Here is a 14626-nt window from a genome sequence, read left to right as displayed (position 1 = left end):
CCGGAACTCCGAACTCGGCGGCGACACGGGCGCCGCGGGACTCTGGGTGACCGAATCGGTCACCGGGGCAGCCTCGCAGATCGAGGCACTTACGGCGACTTTCACTTCGACCTCATCTCCGGCGCGCGGCGCGGGTACCAGGCGACCACCAGCGCGCCGACCGCCACCACCAGTACGGCGAGCACCCGCATCGCGGTGTCGAGGGAGGCGGTGAAGTCCGTGACGACGGCGTGCCGCAGTTCCGGTGCGGTCAGTCCCTGGTCGGCCAGGCGCTGTTCGGCGGCGGGGACGGTGGTCGGCGCGTCGGGCCCGCGCAGCGACGCGGGGAGCCCCGTGGTGAACACCGCGGTCACCACACTGCCGCTGACCGCCACGCCCAGCGCGCTGCCCAGCTCCCGCGCCAGGCTCTGCAGACCCGAGCCCACCCCGGCCCGGTGCGCCGGGAGCGCGGACATCATGCCGTGCGACAGGAGCGGTGTGGTCAGGCCGCACCCCGCCGCGGTGAGCGTCGCCCCGAGCGCGTACAGGCCGTACGGAGTGTCCGGGCCGACCAGCGAGACCGTGCCCAGACCGGCCGCTAGTACCGCGAGACCGAACCCGAGCGTCGTCCGCGGACCGGTACGCCCCTCCAGGGCCACGGCGCAGCGCGGCGCGAGCAGCAGTGCGCCCGCCATCGGCAGCAACCGCAGCCCCGCCCCCAGTGGGGAGTAGCCCTTGGCGTATTGCAGGTACTGCCCGTTGACGTAGAACAGGCCGAACATCCCGACGAACACCAGCGCCATGCCGACCGCCCCTGCCCGCACCACCGGCACGGTGAACAGCCGGGGGTCCAGCATCGGATGCGCGCGCCGCAGCTCCGAGCCGGTCCAGGCCGCCAGCAGCACCGCCGCCGCGCCGAACCCGCCCAGCACCCGCGCGCTGCCCCAGCCTGCCTGCGGGCCGGAGACGATGCCCGACAGCAGCGCGAGGAAACCGGCCGTCAGCAGACCCGCGGAGACCATCGACACCGGCCGGTCGTGCCGCGGCGGCGCCGGGGAGAACGCCACCACCAGGACGAGTGCCGCCAGCGCCAACGGCACCACACACCAGAACAGCGCCCGCCACGAACCGGTCTGCAGCGCCGCGCCCCCGCCGACGTTGCCAAGCACGGCTGCCAGGCCCGTCATCGACGCCCACACCGCCACCAGCCGCGGCCTGCGGTGCGCCGACGCGCCGCCCACCATCAGGGCCAGCGTCGTCGGCAGCACCGCGGCGGCGCCGACGCCGCTGACCACCCGGCCCGCGATCACCGCGCCGATGCCGGGCGCCACGGCACACAGCACGCAACCGGCGGTGAACAGGCCCATGCCCGCGGTCAGCACCCGCTTGCGGCCGAGCCGGTCGGCGAGCGCGCCGCCCGGAATGAGCAGGCAGGCGAAGAACAGCACGTAACCGTCGACGACCCACATCACCGCCTCGGCCGACGGGCGCAGCGCGCTGCGCGACAGCGCGGGGATGGCGAGGTTCACGGCGGAGACCATGCCCACCACCAAGGTGACGCACAGACACATCACCGCGACGGTCAGCGGACCGGGGCCTTGAGCTTCGCCGGGGTGGTCCTGGTCGCCGGGGTCCTGGAACCCGAGCCCGGGGTCCTGGTCGGGCAGGTCCCGGGGGCCGAGTGCCGTCCTGTCCGTGGTCCTGGGGTCCTGGTTCACCGTTCGCCTCCTGTGCGGACGAGTTCGGCGCGGAACGCCAGCCGGTCGCCGCGGATGCGCAGGAATTCCAGGTCGACCGGGCGCCCGTCGGGCATTCTGGTCAGCCGCTCGACGGTGAACAGGGCGGAACCGGCCGGGATGTCGAGCAGGGCGCACGTGTGCGGATCGCCGCCGACCGCGTGCACGGTGACGCTCGCCGAGCCGAGCGGGCCGCCGGTGGACTCCTCGATGAGTCCGAACAGGTCCTGTCCCGCCAGGTCGGCGGCGAGCAGCGGCTCCCCGATGTCCGCCGTCAGATAGGTCAGGTCCAGGGACAGCGGTACGCCGTCCAGCAGCCGCAGCCGTTCGATGTGGACCACCCGTCCGCCGTCGGGTACGCGCAGCTTGCGCGCCACCTCGCCGGGCGGGCGCACCACGTCCGCGACCCGTACCTGATTGATCACCTCGCCGTGCGTACGCAGCGTCTCGGCCAGGCCGGTCAGCCGGTCCAAAGTGTGTTCGTAGGGTCGGCGTACGATCACCGTGCCCACGCCCTGGCGCCGCTCGACCACCCCTTCGTCGCGCAGCACGCCCAGCGCCTCGCGGACGGTGTTGCGGGACACCGCGAAGTCGGCGATCAGCACCCGCTCGTCCGGCAGCACACCCGTCACGAACGCCCCGGAGGCGATCTGGCGGCGCAGCACTTCGGCGACCTGCCGGGCCCGGTCCGCCCGGGTCCGCCGCCCGCTCCTCGGTACGGGGCTGCCCGGGGGCGCGGGGTCGGTGGGTGTGGCGTTCATGGGGCCTCCCTACGCGTCGGAGCCGGGGGGGGCCATCGACCGTGGGCCGTGCCCGTTCGGCACCCGCTCAACCTAGGGCGCGCACGTTTCCTGCACGTTACGCCACCTACGCTGACCTGCGACAACGCCCGTGACGTGCGGCGCGGCAGGGTATGCGAAGCCGTTGTGCCACCTGGCAACCGCGACGGTGCGGACGACTGGGGCCGGTCGGCGTGCCCGTCCGAGGCGCGCCCTCCGTTTCCGTCTGTCGAAACTCTTGTTCCGCTCTCCGGGCTCGCCTAGGGTCGGCGCCCCGGCCCGGCCGCCCCGCGCGGCCGGGCTTTCCCTGTGCGAACACGAAGGAGCGTGCGGTGGTGCAGCAGGCGTGGCAGGACGGGTCGTCGGGCGAGGGCGACGGGCACGGCATCGGCGGGCGAAACACAGACACGGACGCGGACACGGGACGTGAGAGCCGAGGGCCGCGTGGTGTGGAACGGCAGGGCCGGGCTCGCGGCGTGGGGCGTCGCGGCTTCGTCGTCGGGGCCGGTGTCGCCGGGACCGGCGGGCTGCTCGGCGCCGCCGGGACGACGCAGGCGTCCGCCGCCGACAGAGGCAGCCACAGCAATCACAGCGACAACAGCACTCACGGCCCTCACGGCGCTCACGGCAGTCATGACAGTCACGGCTCCTTCGGCCCGGAGGATTTCCGCGCCGAGCGGCTGCTGCTCGTACCGGACGTCGTCCTGCTGCCCGGCGGACCGGTCAAGGACCGCGCGGTGCTCGTCCAGGACGGTGCGTTCCGGGCCGTCGGTCCTGTCCGCGAGCTCACCGACGCGCACCGGGGCGCCCGCACGGTGCGGCTGAAGGGCCACCTGCTCATGCCGGGCTTCGTGGACGCCCACCACCACCTGACACAGAGCTTCGGCAAGGCGCAGGCGTTCGGGCAACCCTCGGAGATCTTCAAGACCGTCTGGGAGCCGCTGGAACACGCTCTGGACGAGGAGAGCGCTCACCTCTCGGCGAAGCTCGCCGCCCTGGAGGCGCTGCGCGGCGGGTTCACCACCGCCGCCGACGCCGGGACCCGCGCGCCCGTCGACGTGGGCGTCATCGCCAAGGCCGCCGAGGAGGCCGGGCTGCGCTGCGTACTGTCGAAGGTCGTCTCCGACGGCAAGGGCGGCAAAGAGCACCTGGAGCGCTTCCGGACTTCCCGGCTGATCCATCCTTCGCTGGCGATACCCGTTCCCGAGGACGCCACCGCAGAGGTGCTGAAGAGGACCGCCGAGCTGTGCGCGGACGCCGACGCCGTCTTCCAGGTCCACGTCAACGAGCACCTGGCCGCCGTCGAACGCTCGCTCAAGAGCGTGGGCCGCCGCCCGTTGTCCTACCTGCATCACATCGGCGCCCTCAACGCCCACACCCTCGGCGCCCACGCCACCCTGCTCACCCCGGACGAGATGCGCATGCTCGCCGACACCGGCGCCGCGGTCAGCTACAACCCGGTGGCCAGCGCCTGGAAGGGCAACGCCGTCGCGCACGCCCTGATGTGGCAGGCCATGGGCATCCGTTTCGGCACCGGCACGGACGGCACCCGCGGCGGCGGTTTCCGTCTGGTCGACGCCGCGGAGAGCGCCCAGCGACTGGCCCACGGCCTGCCGTCCGGCGACTCCTCGTGCGGCGCGGGCAACGTGTGGCTCGCCCACGCCACCGCCCTGAGCGCCGACGCCGTCGGCCTCGGCAAGGTGACGGGCGAGATCGCCGTCGGCAAGGCGGCCGACTTCCTGCTCGTCGACCTCCAAGTGCCCGAACTCACCCCGTCCTACGATCTGACGTGGGAGCTGGTCCGGCTGGCCGACCGCGACCAGATCAGCGCGGTCTTCGTGGACGGAAAGCTGCGGCTGTGGCAGGGATGGCCGACCACGTGGGACGGGCGCGCGCTGGTTCGCGAGGCAGCCGAGGTGGGGCCGAAGGTCGTGCGGCGCGCCCGCATCGTCCGGGTGGACCCGGACCCCGACGGCACCGCCCGCCACCCGCGGCGGCCGCACCCCTGATCCCATCCCGACCGGCCCTGTCCCGGCTGCCCCGTCCAGGCCGTCGGGGCGGGTACGGCGCTCAATGCGCGGGCCGGGGCCGCCACGTGAACACCGCGACATCGCGGCCCATGCCGAGGACGATGTGCCCGTCCGTGGTGACCGTGACGCAGCGGACGCCCTTCGCGCCGATGCGGCCCATGAGCTCGCACCGTGCCAAGTCCCAGACGTGCACCGTCTCGTGCCCGCCGACCGCCGCGACGACCGGCGTGCCCTCGACATCGGCGCACGCCATCGCCTGCACACGGCCGATGTCCGCGCCCAGCGTCCGGCCGCGCAGGACGCGACCCGTCAGGTACCAAAGCCGTACTGTGCCACCGCTGCTTCCGGTGACGGCCACGGGCCGACCGGCGCGGGTCGTGCAGACCAGCGCGGTTATCGAGTACTTGCTCACCGAGCCCTCGGGGCCGCCCCAGGTCCGGCCGACCAGCGCGCCGGATGCCAGGTCCCGCACCCGTACCGTTTCTCCGCCGCCACCGGTCACGATGACCGGTCTGCCGTCGATGTCCGTGCAATCCATCCTCTGCAAGAACTCATAGGGGATGCGGCTCGCGCCGATCCGGTCGGCGGCCGGGCCGACCTGTCTGCCGGAAACCAAGCCGAACATGCTTATCCCGCCCCCCGCGCAGGTCACGGCGACGGGCACTCCGTCGAGGCGGGTACACGTCACCGCGTCCACCGTGAAACCTCGTACAGGCACGGGCGGGCCGAGAGGTGCGCCGGAGGCCAGATCCCGCACCCGTATATGCCCCTCTTCGGCGAAGCCCCGCCGCTCCGTGCCGCCGGTCACGACGACCGGCCTGCCGTCGAGATCCATGCACGCCACGGACTGAACGTCGGTCATCCCGTCGGTCACGGGCGGTCCGACCGGCTCGCCGGTGGCCACGTCCCGGACCCGCACCACGCCGTGGTCATCGCCGGAGACCGCGACGTGTCTGTCGTTCAGAACGGTGCACGCGACCGCTTTCACCGTGCCGCTGTCGCCACCTGCGAGTCGGCCGGCCGGCGGGGCGACCGCGAGATCCCAGACCCGCACCGTCCTGTCGTCGCCGCCGGTCACACCGACGGGACGCCCGTCGAGCACCGCGCAAGCCACCGCGTGCACCTGGCGCGTATGCCCGGTCACGGGTCGGCCGAGCAGGCTCCGGGTCGTCAGGTCCCATATCTGCGCCCGCCCGTCGTACGCACTGGCGACCACCGCGACGGGCATGCCGTCGAGCGTCGAGCACGCCACCGCGTCCGCCCTGTACTCGTGCACCGTCACGGGATCGCCCAGCGGGGCGTGGGTGGCCAGGTCCCACACCTGCAGGGTGCCGCCCGCGCAGGCCACGGCGACGGGCCGGGCGTCAAGGAACGTGCACGCCACGGCATCGACGCTCTCGGGCTTCCCCTGCAGGGGTGGGCCCAACGGTGTGCCGGTGGCCAGGTTCCAGGTGCGTACCGTCATGTCGGTGCCGGCGGTCACCGCGACGGGCGTGCCGTCGAGCGTCATGCACGCCACGGCGTTGACCGGACCCGTATGCCCCGTCAGGGGCGGGTCGATCAGCGCACCGGTCGCCAGATCCCACACCAGTACGGTTCCGTCGTAGCCCCCGGTCACCGCGAGGGGGCTGCCGTCCCAGTCCACGCACGCCATCGCCTGCACCCAGTCCCTGTTCCCCGTCATGGGTGCGCCGAGGAGTCCGCCGGAGGCGAGGTCCCAGACCCGCAGCGTCAGGTCCCGGCCCGCGGACACGGCGACGGGCCTGCCGTCGAGGTCCGTACAGGCGACGGCCTGCACCCGGTCGGTGTGCCCGGTCAGGGGCGGGTGGACGAGGTTCGCCGAGGCCAGGTCCCACACCAGCACCGTGCCGTCACGGCCTCCCGTCACCGCGACGGGACGCCCGTCGAGAACGGTGCACGCCACGGCGTCCGCCATGTCGGCGTGCTCGGTGAAGGTGTGGCGCAGCGTGGGAGAGATGTCGGCTCCGGTGGCCCACCGGGGGACCCAATTTCCTGCCGGAATACGTTCGTTGAGTTGCCGTTGCAGGGAGGTGGCGCCCGCGCGTGCGGCGTCGAGGGCGAGGATCTGGCGGCGCGGGCCGGGTGAGGCGTCCGCGTGGAGGTGGACGGAGGTGCGGTAGACCGCCGCCACGAGCCGGCCCGACGCGGTGTCCGCGCGGTGCAGATGCGGGGTGAGGCCGCGCGGGTCGGCGTGCACGAGGTACTCGGCGTCCCCCAGGAGGTCGTCCAGTTGCCCGGCCGCGACGGCGTGTGCGGCGAGGTGGCGCAGGATGTAGGGATCGGCGCCGGGCCAGTCGCGGGCGGGGCCCTGTGCGGGAGCGGGCACGAGACGACGCAGCGCCCCGGTGATCCTCACGTGAGCCGCGCGGTCCCCGCGGGAGCCGCGCAGGTATTCCGCGAGAGCTTCGTGGAAGAGCCGGAAGACCGGTCCCGACGCGGTCGCCGTGGCGTAGACGTAGGCGGACGCGTGCTCCCGTCGGGCCCAGTCGATGTCCTCATGTGGGCACGGCCTGCCGGAGAGTTCCTCGGCGACCGGCGCCCACAGGGACTCGGGCAGGCCTGCGCCCTGGGCATAGGCGAGGGCGGTGAGGAGGCGCCGCACCCGCTGCTCGTCCGGCCCGAAGCGACGCAGGTACGCGGCGAAGGCCTGTCCGACGTCGGACGGCAACTCGTCCCGCCAGCCCGGCCGTTCGGTGTCGATGGCCAGCTGGCCATCGACCAGGTAGCGGGCCGTCATCCGCGCCACCAGGAAGCAGCGGCCGGCCCGTGCGGCGATTCCGTCGGCGACCGTCCGGGCGAGCCCGGGGCGGTCGCGGTAGGGCGAGCGGCTGTCCGGGTCGGCGCGGTCGAGGAGGAGACGGGCGGCGTAGTCGGCGATGTCCTGCGGGTCGGCCCACCGCTCCTCGTCCAGGTCGAGCACGGTCACGGCGGGGCCCAGGGCTTCGACCAGGGGGCGGCGCGTGCCGACGACGAGACGTACGCCGCGCATCGCGGACAGCGGCCGCAGGAGTTCGTGTGCGATGCGGACGGCCTCCTGGCCACCGCCCGCGGGCCCCGCCTCGTCCAGCGCGTCGACCAGGATCGTGACCGGTTCGGTCCGTGTCCGCAGGTGCCGCAGGAGGGCGTCGGGGGATGTCTCGCGCCGGCCCGAGACGGCCTCGGCCAGGTCGCCGGTGAGCGCGTCGAGGGTGGTGTGGTGTGCGTCGAGGACCACGGTGACCGGCCGGGGCCGCAGGACGGCGGTGGGGTCGGCGTCGGGGTCGGCCGTGTCGTCGGTCACGTCTGGGGCCCGTTCGTCGGCCGTGTCCGCGGTCGTGGTTTCCGGCGCAGCGGTCGCCGGATCGGTGAGAGCGAGCAGCCGGCCCAGCAGGGCGGACTTGCCCATGCCCGGCGAGCCGGTGACCACCCGGGCCTTGCGGTCGTGCTCCTGGTTCAGCCAGGAGACGAGCGACGTGAGGGCGGTGGTCCGGCCGACGAAGTAGTCGCCGGGCTCGCCCGCGTGGCCGACCCCGCGCCCGGCCACCGCGAGGCGCTCCCGCGATACGTCCTGCCGGCCCGCGCCGTCCGGTCCCGCCGGAGCCGGGTCGTTCTCCGTCCGCACAGGGGCACGCATCGGGGCACGCGTCGGGGCGCGTCCCTCGGGCCGGGCCGCCGTGCGCGGGCGCCCGCCGCGGTTCCGTCTCCGCTCGGCCTGCGCCCTCGCCAGCAGCGACTCCATCTGACGTATGCCCAGCTGCTGCCTGCCCTCGGGGCCCCATCGCGGTGCGCGGGCGGCCAGGTGACGTATCAGAGCGTGGGCGTACTTCGTTCGCTGCTCGGACGGGGCGCTCTTGCCGGTGAACCAGTCGCTCAGGCTCTGGGAACTGACCGTCTGAACGCCGAACTCCCGGTCATCGAGCCGCAGAAGCGCACTGTACGGAGGCTTGCCCGCCGCCTCCCACAGGCGCTGCAGCGCACCCTGGAACTCCTGAAGATCCGACCGAGCGGTGGTCAATTCCGCCCTCCTCCCCCGTCCGGGGCTCGGCGCCCGTAAACCCCCCGGAAAGGCCCGTAGACGTGGACTGGCCAGGCTACTGGGCATGATCCCGCACGGCACGGAATCGCCGGAAACCCGCCGGACGGCGGAGAACGGGGCCACGACCACTCGGCGAAGACGAGCGCCGGTGGCTCACCCCAGGAGGTACGCAGCCCATGTCCACGCTCCCCGCACTGCTCTTCACCGGCACCCAGCTCGCCGGCGCCGCCGGCGTCCTCTACACCGGGTGCGTGGCCGTCACCGCCGCCACCTCGGTCTTCTCGCGCAGCCCGGAGCGGCGCCGGGACGCGCGCCAGACGCTCGCGATTCTCGTGCGCCGCCCGGCCCGCTGAGGAGCAGTCCGCGACAGCGGATCTGGCGGCGCCGAAAAAGTCACTGCAAGTTGCAGGTATACCTCTCGGTTTCACGGGTAACCGCGCCGCTACGGGGAGGCCAGCAACAAGTCCGAATGCGAAAGGGTGGGACTCAATGATCACCGTGGCGGCGCAGGATCAGGCCCAGGGGACTCAGACCGAGACAGACCTCGTGGAGCGCGCGTACACGGATCCTTCTTCCATCGCGCCGAGGGACGCGCGTGAGGTCGGCAAGCGGTTGTTCGACCGCCTGACCCAGCTCGAAGAGGGCACGAGCGAATACCAGTACGTGCGCAATTGCCTGATCGAGGTGAACCTCTCACTCGTGCAGTACGCGGCCTCGCGGTTCAAGCACCGTGGGCAGCAGGAGATGGAGGACATCGTCCAGGTCGGCACCATCGGCCTGATCAAGGCGATCGACCGGTTCGAACTGACGCGTGAGGTCGAGTTCACGTCCTTCGCCGTTCCGTACATCACGGGCGAGATCAAGCGGTTCTTCCGCGACACGTCCTGGGCCGTGCATGTGCCGCGCCGACTGCAGGAGGCGCGCATCGAGCTTTCCAAGGCCACGGAGGAGCTGCGCACCCGGCTGGGCCGCATGCCGTCCACGGCGGAGCTCGCGGAGCTGATGCAGCTGGAGCCCGCCGAGGTCACGGAGGCGCAGAAGGCGTCCAACGGCTACAACGCGGTCTCCCTGGACGCGGCCGTCAACAGCGCCGACGACGAGTCCGACACGGCGCTGGCCGACTTCATCGGGGTCGACGAGTACTCCTTCGAACTCGTCGAGAACTTCCACTCCCTCGCCCCCCTCATCGCGGACCTCGACGAGCGGGACCGCACCCTGATCCACCTGCGCTTCGTCGAGGAGCAGACCCAGCAGCAGATCGCCGACGCGCTGGGCTGCTCGCAGATGCACGTCTCGCGCCTCATCAGCCGCGTGGTGGCCAAGCTCCGCGCCGGCCTGCTGACGAGCGAGTAAGCAAGGCCCTCCCCCCTTTATCAGCCCGCCGCTGCCCCCGTGCGCAATGACGCACGGGGGCAGCGTCTGTGCTGGTCAAAGTCGGTGCCGCGAAAAACCGGCAGGTCGGCTCCTCCCCGTTTCACCGTCCTCGCTGTGGTTACCTGTCCTGTTCCGGCCCTTGACTGGCTGGGCCCGGTATGGAGAGGAAGAACAGAGCGCGTGGTGGGTCGGGTGCGGAGCGGTTGGGCGTGGGTGACACGCGCGTGGAGTTCGTCCGGGCATGAGCGCAGCACGAGCCTGCTGGTGGGCAAGAGTGTGCTGGCGGCGACGCTGGCGTGGTGGGTCGCGCACGATCTGCTGCACGCGACGTCACCGGCGTTCGCGCCGTTCTCCGCGACGCTGACCATGAACATCACGATCTACAAGTCGTTGTGGCAGACGCTGCGCTACATCGCCGCGGTCATCGTCGGGGTGGCGGTGCAGTCGGCCATCGGTTTCACGGCAGGGCCCGACCTGTTCGCGTTTGTCATGGTCGCGGTGATCGCGCTGGTGGTGGGCCAGTGGCCCGCCCTGGGCGAGCAGCGGTCCCAGGTCGCCACGGCGGCGTTCTTCGCCTTCTCCACCTATACGACGGCCACCACGAACGCCGACAGGGCCCTCCAGCTCGGGCAGATCATCCTTCTCGTCGCCGTCGGCTGCGGCATCGGGCTGCTCGTGAACATGTGCGTCGCTCCCCCGCTGCGCTACCGCAGCGCGGAGCAGGGCCTGCACGTCCTGGCCGCCGAGATGAAGACCCTGCTGGCCGACATGGCCGACGGCCTGTGCAGCGGGGAGGTCGACGCAGAGCGTGCCGAGCAGTGGCGCACGTCGGGGGAACGGGTCCTGAACGCCGTCGGACAGGCGCGCGCCGGTCTTGACACGGCGGAGAACAGCGTGCCGTTCAACCCTCGTCGGCTGCTGCCCGCGCACCGGGCCTACCTCAGCTTCAGCCGCTACCGCCAGGCGCTGGACGCCATGGAGCGTGCGGGCTATCAGTTGTCCTCACTCACCCGCAGTCTCAGCCGGTGGCGCGAGACGGAGGACACCTACAACTACGCACCCTTCCTCCAGTCGTACGCGGACTTCGCCCTGCGACTGCGTGACATGGCTCATGTCGCCACGCAGCTCGACAGCGACGTCCTCACCGACCAGGCCGAGGAGATGCGCAAACTGGCCACCGCCGCTCAGGAGCAGCTGCAGGAGGTGCTCACCGCGGCGCAGGAGTACGAGCTGCCGCTGGCCAACGCCTCCCGCCCGTACGGGGTCCTCGTCGTCGAGGCCACCCGTCTGATGGAGGAGTTCCAGAACGCCTGCGACGTACTCAAGGACACGGCCGACGACTGAAAGCCTGTCTCTGTACCCCCGTCGTCCGTCAGCCGGCGCGCTTTCGCAGGGGTGGGGGCTGGTGGGGGCGGGTCGGTCCCGGCCGGTACTGCATCATCACGAACTGGGCGGCGATCTCGGGGAGCGGGTTGGCGGCGGTCGCGATCACCCAGCCCGGCCCCCTCACCGCGTGGTTGATCCGGCGCACGGCGCCGTCGGGGTGCAGGGCGTGCGCCGCCGCGGTCGCCAGGTAGATGGGACCCGCGACGGGATCGTGCCGGACGTCGTGGGCCAGGTTGACCAGTTCGGGGTCGGCCGGGTCGTTCGTCACGGCCCGCCGGACGGCCGGGCAGGCTCCCCACGCCCAGTCCTCGGCCCAGTTCAGCAGCGTCCCCTCACGGGCCCGGTCGTCCAGCAGCATCCATCGCATGATGTTCGCCGGCGCCCGGCCGTCGGGGAAGAGGGCCCGGAACTCGGCGTTGCAGGCCACGACGTCCCAGTGCCTGTCGGCGATGTAAGCCATCGCGCCCGTGACCCCTTCGACGACGGTCCGCCAGGCCTCGTATATCGGCGCTCGTCCTTCTAAGTCCCGCCTGCCCAGTTGCACTTGCCATCCCATCCCTGTCGCGTCACTCATAGGTCTCAGCGCGTCACAACTCGTGTGCCAAGCCTAGCCAGCAACGGAAGCCAGGCTTCCGGGACCCCGGCACAAGGGGGGCTTACCGGTACGCCCAGGCCGCTGCCCGGCCCGCGAGTTCCATGACGGTGGGAGGTGTGGATCCGCCGTCGAGATGGCTGTACTCGACCGAGATCACGATCATGAGACGCTCCGTCATCCCCAGGTGGGAATAGAACCCGCGTTGGACCAAGTCCTCCATCGCCTTCTCCGCGGTCATGCCCGCCTCGTGACGCAGCCGCACCTCACGCTGCACCGTGCGGAGGTAGACCAGGTGGTCCTCGAGACCGGCCTGGTCGGTCGGCCGTCCGTGCCCGGGGATGATGACCCGCGGGTCGAAACCGAGGACGAGCTCGCACGCGTTGATGATGTTCTGCAGCGGGCCCGCCCAGTGCGGAGGGTGGTCACCGTGGAAGAAGACGTCGCCGGTGCAGACCACATCCCCGATGCGGGCCACCAGGTCGCCGACGTGGTGGGCGGGCCCGACCTCGTACAGCTCCACCTCCGCGTCGCCCACGGTGAACGCGTACCGGCCGGAGAAGGTCTTGGTGGGGGCCGCCAGCCGCGCCGAAGCGAAGTCGAAGACGCCGAAGTGCTCCCGCAGGTACTGGCCCAGGGGTCCGTCGGCCGGCGAACGGTGGACGAGTGCGTCCATCTCCTGCGGGGTCGGCTCGTGATGGAGGTGTTCGAGGCCCGCACGGGTGGCGATGATCTCCGCGTCGGGGAACAGGAAGTTGCCGAAGGTGTGGTCACCGTTCGCATGGGTGTTGACCACGGTCCCCACCGTACGGTCGCCGAGCCGTGGCCCGGCCGCGGCGATCATCGCCTCGGTCATCGGCCCGTCATAGGGGGTGTCGATGAGTGCCGCGTCGGGCCCCGATATGACCCACAGACAGTTCGCGTAGCCCCAACGGCCCGTGCCCTCGGGAGTCCACAGAAAGAGCTCGTCGGTGCCGGTCACCGCGGTGAGCTGGGTAGGGAGGTTCATGGCCGCATTCTGTCCGATTCGGACACTCCTTCGCACGTCGCGTGGCACACAGCGATCTGTTCCGCGCCCCGCGCCCCCGCCACGGGCACGGCATTCAGCCCAGCTGCCGCAGCGCCCCGTCCATCGCCTTGCGGACCAGGAGGGCATCCGGCGCGACGGCGGTCACCAGGACGCCGGGGCCCGCGAGCGGGGTGAGTGCGGCCCACTCCCCCAGCGGCGCGGCATCGGGCTTGCGCCGCTCGAATTCCGGCCGTACGACGACCAGTTGGCCGACCGCGCGATGTCCGGCCAGCACCGCGGGGCCGTCCCAGCCGCCGGGCGCGCCAGGACCGCAGGCCAGCTCCTGGTCCAGGAGGATCCGGCCCGCGCGGCGGACGGTGAGGCGGCTGGTGAGGCGGCCCGGGGCCTCGCCGGTGCGGCCGAGGACCTGCTCCTCGCGCAGCACGAGACGGGCGCCCGGGGCGAGATCGGCCCGCGTGGTGACGCGCAGGTCGCTGCCGAGCACGGAAATCAACTGCTCGGGCAGCCAGTGCAGTTCGGCGTCCTCGCCCACCGTGAGCCTGACGTCGTAGCGTGCCGTCGCCTCGGTCTGGCCCGGCAGGGCGATGGTGGCCGCCGCCGAGGCGATGTGCAGCGCCGAGCCCGGGTGGGCGGCGGCCTCGACGGTGAGGTGGTCGCCGCCGAGCGGGCCGCTCATCGCGCCCACGAGCGTGACGTGCGCCGCGGCGCCGGTGGAGCGGGTGCGGCGCAGGGCGAGCGGGCCCTCGCCGTCGAGGACGGGCAGCGAGGTACGGCCGCCGTCGTCGGCCCGCGCCTCGACGCGGGCGGTGGCACGAATACCCGCGCCACCGGCCCCGGTCACGGTCCCGACGACAGATCCGGGCACCCTCGCCGCCGTCGGTGCCTGCCCCGCTTCTTCCCGTGCGCCCCGGAGGGCGAATTCCACCGTCACGCCGACGCGGTCCATGCGGCGTACTGCTCGCGCACCCAGGCGGCGACGGGGCCGACGCCGTCGCCCGTCCGCAGCGACTGGAAGATCACGGGGAGTTCGGCGCGCTGCGCCTTGGCGTCGGCGGCCATCCGGGCGAGGTCGGAGCCGACGTGCGGGGCGAGGTCGGTCTTGTTGACGACGAGCAGGTCGGCCGTGGAGACGCCGGGGCCGCCCTTGCGCGGGATGTCGTCGCCGCCCGCGACGTCGATGACGAAGATCTGGGCGTCGACGAGACCCTTGGAGAAGGTGGCCGTGAGGTTGTCGCCGCCGGACTCGACCAGGATCAGGTCGAGCGGGCCGACCTCGTCCTCCAGGTCCTCCACGGCCTCCAGGTTGGCGGAGATGTCGTCGCGGATCGCGGTGTGCGGGCAGGCGCCGGTCTCCACGGCGGTGATGCGCTCGGGCGGCAGGACGGCCTCGCGCAGCAGGAACTCGGCATCCTCACGGGTGTAGATGTCGTTCGTGACGACGGCGAGGGAGAGCGTGTCGCGCAGCTCGCGGCAGAGGGCGGCGACCGTTGCCGTCTTCCCCGAGCCGACCGGCCCGCCGAGGCCGATGCGCAGGGCGCGGCGGGTCCCGTCGGGGCGGTGGGCGTCGGCGCTGACGGCGGCGGGGCCGTCGTGGGAGTGGTCGAGGTGCATGGGAACTCCAATGGTTCGGCTCGGTCGGGAACGTCGGCCCGTCCGGTGTTCGCGGACGGGGCCGTTCAGATCG

General features: G+C 72.3%; 11 protein-coding genes. 4 read left to right on the top strand and 7 right to left on the bottom strand.

The genetic code is table 11. The features are described 5' to 3' along the window. Positions 1–101: 101 nt before the first annotated feature. Entirely contained in the window at positions 102–1697 is a 1596-nt protein-coding gene (locus tag AC07DI_RS28350; RefSeq protein WP_478906864.1) for an MFS transporter, read from the bottom strand. Beyond that, positions 1694–2476 carry a GntR family transcriptional regulator gene (locus tag AC07DI_RS28345; protein ID WP_478906862.1) on the bottom strand — a complete coding sequence of 261 codons (783 nt, stop codon included), beginning with the start codon at positions 2474–2476 and terminating at the stop codon, positions 1694–1696. The genes AC07DI_RS28350 and AC07DI_RS28345 overlap by 4 nt, the downstream gene beginning before the upstream one ends. Before the next feature lie 698 nt (positions 2477–3174). Here AC07DI_RS28345 and AC07DI_RS28340 point away from each other — a divergent pair. Then, positions 3175–4503, top strand: coding sequence for an amidohydrolase family protein (locus tag AC07DI_RS28340; protein WP_478906906.1), 1329 nt, complete (start codon positions 3175–3177; stop codon positions 4501–4503). 61 nt (positions 4504–4564) lie between these two features. Here AC07DI_RS28340 and AC07DI_RS28335 read toward each other — a convergent pair whose 3' ends face one another. Next, complete coding sequence (locus tag AC07DI_RS28335) at positions 4565–8539, bottom strand: hypothetical protein (RefSeq protein ID WP_478906860.1); 3975 nt, start codon at positions 8537–8539, stop codon at positions 4565–4567. A gap of 197 nt (positions 8540–8736) precedes the next feature. Between AC07DI_RS28335 and AC07DI_RS28330 the strand changes: the two genes are divergently transcribed. From AC07DI_RS28330 to AC07DI_RS28320, 3 genes are all read left to right on the top strand, one after another. Beyond that, positions 8737–8913, top strand: a complete 177-nt coding sequence (locus AC07DI_RS28330; RefSeq protein WP_384252812.1) for a hypothetical protein — start codon at positions 8737–8739, stop codon at positions 8911–8913. 136 nt (positions 8914–9049) lie between these two features. Then, positions 9050–9913 carry a SigB/SigF/SigG family RNA polymerase sigma factor gene (locus AC07DI_RS28325; protein ID WP_384252815.1) on the top strand — a complete coding sequence of 288 codons (864 nt, stop codon included), beginning with the start codon at positions 9050–9052 and terminating at the stop codon, positions 9911–9913. 285 nt (positions 9914–10198) lie between these two features. Beyond that, positions 10199–11278: an FUSC family protein gene (locus AC07DI_RS28320; RefSeq protein ID WP_478906858.1), complete on the top strand. Its 1080-nt coding sequence runs from the start codon at positions 10199–10201 to the stop codon at positions 11276–11278. Between the two features lie 28 nt (positions 11279–11306). Here the strand turns inward: AC07DI_RS28320 and AC07DI_RS28315 are convergent, their stop codons facing one another. From AC07DI_RS28315 to ureG, 4 genes are all read right to left on the bottom strand, one after another. Then, on the bottom strand, positions 11307–11876 hold the full coding sequence (locus AC07DI_RS28315; protein WP_389611547.1) for an MmyB family transcriptional regulator: 570 nt from the start codon (positions 11874–11876) through the stop codon (positions 11307–11309). Between the two features lie 100 nt (positions 11877–11976). Continuing rightward, positions 11977–12921 carry an MBL fold metallo-hydrolase gene (locus tag AC07DI_RS28310; RefSeq protein ID WP_384252824.1) on the bottom strand — a complete coding sequence of 315 codons (945 nt, stop codon included), beginning with the start codon at positions 12919–12921 and terminating at the stop codon, positions 11977–11979. A gap of 94 nt (positions 12922–13015) precedes the next feature. After that, on the bottom strand, positions 13016–13783 hold the full coding sequence (locus tag AC07DI_RS28305; protein WP_478906856.1) for an urease accessory protein UreD: 768 nt from the start codon (positions 13781–13783) through the stop codon (positions 13016–13018). Between the two features lie 86 nt (positions 13784–13869). Continuing rightward, positions 13870–14553, bottom strand: a complete 684-nt coding sequence (gene ureG, locus AC07DI_RS28300; RefSeq protein ID WP_384252829.1) for an urease accessory protein UreG — start codon at positions 14551–14553, stop codon at positions 13870–13872. Positions 14554–14626: the final 73 nt, after the last annotated feature.

It is taken from the genome of Streptomyces sp. NPDC044106 (genome assembly GCF_056433985.1).
The sequence above is the reverse complement of the archived record's forward strand: the minus strand, read 5'-3'. Positions and strand labels throughout refer to the sequence as shown.

Coding starts and splice junctions, on each gene's coding strand:
- AC07DI_RS28310 (WP_384252824.1), bottom strand. CDS start 12,921: ATGAACCTCCCTACCCAGCTCACCGCGGTGACCGGCACCGACGAGCTC.
- AC07DI_RS28325 (WP_384252815.1), top strand. CDS start 9,050: ATGATCACCGTGGCGGCGCAGGATCAGGCCCAGGGGACTCAGACCGAG.
- ureG (WP_384252829.1), bottom strand. CDS start 14,553: ATGCACCTCGACCACTCCCACGACGGCCCCGCCGCCGTCAGCGCCGAC.
- AC07DI_RS28345 (WP_478906862.1), bottom strand. CDS start 2,476: ATGAACGCCACACCCACCGACCCCGCGCCCCCGGGCAGCCCCGTACCG.
- AC07DI_RS28330 (WP_384252812.1), top strand. CDS start 8,737: ATGTCCACGCTCCCCGCACTGCTCTTCACCGGCACCCAGCTCGCCGGC.
- AC07DI_RS28315 (WP_389611547.1), bottom strand. CDS start 11,876: ATGGGATGGCAAGTGCAACTGGGCAGGCGGGACTTAGAAGGACGAGCG.